Source organism: Hydrogenophaga sp., assembly GCF_041633695.1.
Classification (GTDB): domain Bacteria; phylum Pseudomonadota; class Gammaproteobacteria; order Burkholderiales; family Burkholderiaceae_C; genus Hydrogenophaga.
The window spans coordinates 1-3,518 of record NZ_JBFJMY010000431.1; the positions used below are offsets into that span (position 1 = coordinate 1).

4 protein-coding genes and 1 pseudogene are annotated in these 3,518 nt (G+C 65.3%); 3 read left to right on the plus strand and 2 right to left on the minus strand.

What is annotated here, in order from left to right:
• Together ABYB95_RS19525 and radC are read right to left on the minus strand one after the other, a co-directional pair.
• Nucleotides 1–617: Smr/MutS family protein (locus ABYB95_RS19525; protein ID WP_372660700.1), on the minus strand; the 617-nt coding region annotated here is incomplete at its 3' end.
• 99 nt (nucleotides 618–716) lie between these two features.
• Nucleotides 717–1,409: a DNA repair protein RadC gene (gene radC / locus ABYB95_RS19530; protein ID WP_372660703.1), complete on the minus strand. Its 693-nt coding sequence runs from the start codon at nucleotides 1,407–1,409 to the stop codon at nucleotides 717–719.
• A gap of 119 nt (nucleotides 1,410–1,528) precedes the next feature.
• Here radC and ABYB95_RS19535 point away from each other — a divergent pair, with 119 nt between their 5' ends.
• The 3 genes and pseudogenes from ABYB95_RS19535 to ABYB95_RS19545 form a co-directional block, all read left to right on the plus strand.
• The gene (locus ABYB95_RS19535; protein ID WP_372660706.1) at nucleotides 1,529–1,975 is read left to right on the plus strand and encodes a peptidylprolyl isomerase; all 447 of its coding nucleotides are present in this window, start codon (nucleotides 1,529–1,531) and stop codon (nucleotides 1,973–1,975) included.
• Nucleotides 1,975–2,946, plus strand: a complete 972-nt coding sequence (ispH, locus tag ABYB95_RS19540) for a 4-hydroxy-3-methylbut-2-enyl diphosphate reductase (protein WP_372660710.1) — start codon at nucleotides 1,975–1,977, stop codon at nucleotides 2,944–2,946. Before ABYB95_RS19535 ends, ispH begins: the two co-directional genes overlap by 1 nt.
• A gap of 87 nt (nucleotides 2,947–3,033) precedes the next feature.
• A pseudogene (locus ABYB95_RS19545) lies at nucleotides 3,034–3,518 on the plus strand (serine--tRNA ligase); the annotation flags it as partial.

Sequence of the window (3,518 nt, forward strand, 5' to 3'; positions counted from 1 at the left end):
ACCACGAGCGCTCCTGCGCCGCCGTCGGCGGGGCGGGCCTGTACGAAGGCCAGCACCTCGTTTTTTTGCACCAGCCAGCGAAGCACGCGGTTCTTCAGCACCGGCGTGCGGCCGGGCGAGCCCAGGCCTTTGCCGTGCACCACGCGCACGCAGCGCAAACCGTGCTGGTGGCACTCGCGCACGAAGCGGCCCAGGGCTTCCCGGGCTTCGTCGGTGCGCAGGCCGTGCAAGTCGATCTGGCGCTGGATGCTCCAGCGGCCCTCGCGCAGGCGGCGCAGCACGTCGATCCCCAGGCCTGGGCGGGCGTAGCTGAGCTGTTCGTCGGTGTGCAACAGGGTTTCCACGTCGAACTCGTCCGACAGGGCTTCGTGCATGACGGCCTGCTCGTCGAGCTGGCGCTGGCGTGCCACCGGCGGCACAGCGGGCAGATAGGGCGCCACGCGGTGGTCGGGGGGAATCGGTTGCACGGGACCCACGGTGCGCTCAAAAAGCCGGTGCTCGGCGTCGCGCGCCCGTGCCGCCTCGAACGCGGCCAGCAGCTGCGCCTGTTCCGCTGCGATGCGCTCGGCCATCACGCGGCGCAGCGTCTTCAGGCCGGCCAGCGATTTCACTTTCATACCGGGCATTTTCACCCAGATGGGCGTCTGCCTTGTCTGGCGGGGCATCTGGCCGCCTCCGTCGCCGGTGCACGGGGTTCCGGCCGTGGACGTGCCGCGTCAGAGCAATCCCAACTCGGCCATGGAGGTGGCGCTCTCGCGTGTGACGATGAAGTGGTCCAGCACCCGCACGTCCACCAAGGCCAGCGTGGTTTTGAGGGTGCTGGTCAGGGCTTCGTCGGCGCGCGAGGGTTGTGCGCTGCCGCTGGGGTGGTTGTGCGCCAGCACCACGGCGGCGGCGTGGTGGTGCAGGGCGCGCAGCACCACTTCGCGCGGATACACGCTGGTTTGCGTGAGCGTGCCGCGGAACAGCTCCTCCAGCGCGATCAAGCGGTTCTGGCTGTCCAGAAAGACCACCGCAAAAACCTCGTGATCGCGGGCGCCCAGTTGCAACTGCAGGTAATCGCGGACCGCCCTGGGGTTGTCGAACAGCGGTTTCTCTTGCAGCCGCTGGGCCAGGGCCCGGCGCGCCAGTTCCAGCACCGCCACCACCTCGGTGCGCTTGGCAGGGCCCAGGCCTTTCACCACCTTGAGCGCGGCGGCGTCGGTGTGCAAAAGGCCGCCCACCCCACCAAAGGTGTCCAGCACCTCTTGCGCCAGGGTCAGCACGTGTTTGCCACGGATGCCGGTGCGCAGCAGCAAGGCCAGCAATTCGGCGTCGCTCAAGGCAGAAGGACCGCGCGACAACAGTTTTTCGCGTGGGCGCGCGTCGTTGGGCAGCGACTTGAACCCGGCTGTGACAAGGCCATCCATGTATTTTTCTCCCTGGGCGAGCGTGCTTTTTACAATAGGGGTGATTGCGCGCTACGCGAAGACTCCCTCAGCCGGGGGACGGTGCGCCGGGTTTTCTCCTTTTTCACCACAGTTTCACCATGCCCCAAGTCCAAGAAGGCTCTTTTCTCACCCTGCACTACCGCATATCCGGGCCGCAGGGTGAAGCCATCATCAACACCTTTGATGCCCAGCCGGCCACGCTCAGCCTGGGGGCGGGCGAGCTGTCACCCGCCATCGAGCAGCGCCTGTTGGGGCTGGAAGAGGGTGTGCACGAGGTGATCGAACTGGCCGCCGGCGAGGCGTTTGGCGAACGCCAGCCCGATATGGTGCAGTGGGTGGCGCGCAAGCTGCTGAACCAGCTGGGCGACCCCAACGAGCGTTACCTGGTGGGCGACGTGGTGCAGTTCCCGACCCCGGATGGCCTGGGCAGCTACGCGGGCGCTGCGATCGAGGTGCGGGACGATGGTGCGGTGCGCTTCGATTTCAACCACCCCTTGGCGGGCCAGCCGGTGCGCTTTGAAGTGCAACTGATCGGGGTCCTGTGATGCCCGGACCGAAAGAAATACTGCTGGCCGAGCCACGCGGCTTTTGCGCCGGCGTGGACCGCGCGATCGAGATCGTCGAACGCGCGATCGCGAAGTTCGGCCGCCCGATCTATGTGCGCCACGAAATCGTGCACAACACCTACGTGGTGAACGAACTCAAGGACAAGGGCGCGATCTTCATCGAAGACCTGGACGATGTGCCCGCCGGCGCCACCCTGGTGTTCTCGGCCCACGGCGTGAGCAAGGCGGTGCAGCACGAGGCCGAGCGGCGCGGTTTCCGGATTTTTGACGCCACCTGCCCGCTGGTGACCAAGGTCCACGTGGAAGTGGCCAAGCTGAACCGGGAGGGTTTTGAGTTCATCATGATCGGCCACAAGGGGCACCCCGAAGTGGAAGGCACGATGGGCCAGCTCAACAGCGGCATCCACCTGGTGGAAGATGTCGAAGACGTGGGGCGCATCCAGCCCACACAAACCGAGAAGCTGGCCGTGGTCACGCAGACCACGCTGTCGGTGGACGACACCGTGGGCATTCTGCGGGCGGTGAAGGCGCGTTTCCCGTCGGTGCGCGAACCCAAGCAGCAGGACATTTGTTACGCCACCCAGAACCGCCAGGACGCGGTCAAGCTGCTGAGCCCGCAGGTCGATCTGGTGATCGTCGTCGGCAGCCCCACCAGCTCCAACAGCAACCGTTTGCGCGAAGTTGCCATCAAGCTGGGCACGGCCAGCTACATGGTGGACAACGCCGACGAATTGCAGGCCGAGTGGTTTGCGGGCAAAACCCGTGTGGGTCTGACCGCAGGTGCCTCGGCACCAGAAATCCTGGTGCAGCAGGTGATCGATCGCATCAAGGCTCTGGGCGCGATCGCCATTCGCAAACTCGACGGCATCGAAGAAACCATCAAATTCCCGCTGCCCAAGGGCTTGAAGATGGATGGCGAAACCGGCGCCCCGATCGATCACCTGCGCTGAGTGTTCGGTGCCGGAGGGCACGCTCTCAAGCGCCTTGTTTTGTGCGCCCCGGCCCGGCCACGCCAGATGTAAACCTACAATCGCCGCATGTTAGACATTGCCCAACTGAGAAAAGACCTGGACGCGGTGGTTGCGCGTCTGGAGACCCGCAAGCAGCCGCAGGCCTTCCTGGACGTGCACGCCTTTCGCACGCTGGAAGCCGAGCGCAAGACCTTGCAAACCCGCACCGAAGAGCTGCAAAGCCAGCGCAACAGCCTGTCCAAACAGATCGGCCAGCTCAAATCCAAGGGCGAGAGCGCCGAGGCGGTGATGGCACAGGTGGGTGCGCTGAAAGGCGAATTGGAAAGCTCGGCGACGCGGCTGGAGCTGATCCAAAGCGGGCTGCAGGCGCTGCTGGTGGCTGTGCCCAACTTGCCGCATGAAAGCGTACCGGTGGGGACAGGTGAAGAGGGCAATGTGGAAGTGCGGCGCTGGGGCACGCCCCGCGCTTTCGATTTCCCATTGCGCGACCACGTGGACATCGGGGAAAAGTTCGGACTCGACTTTGACACCGGTGCCAAGCTTGCGGGCGC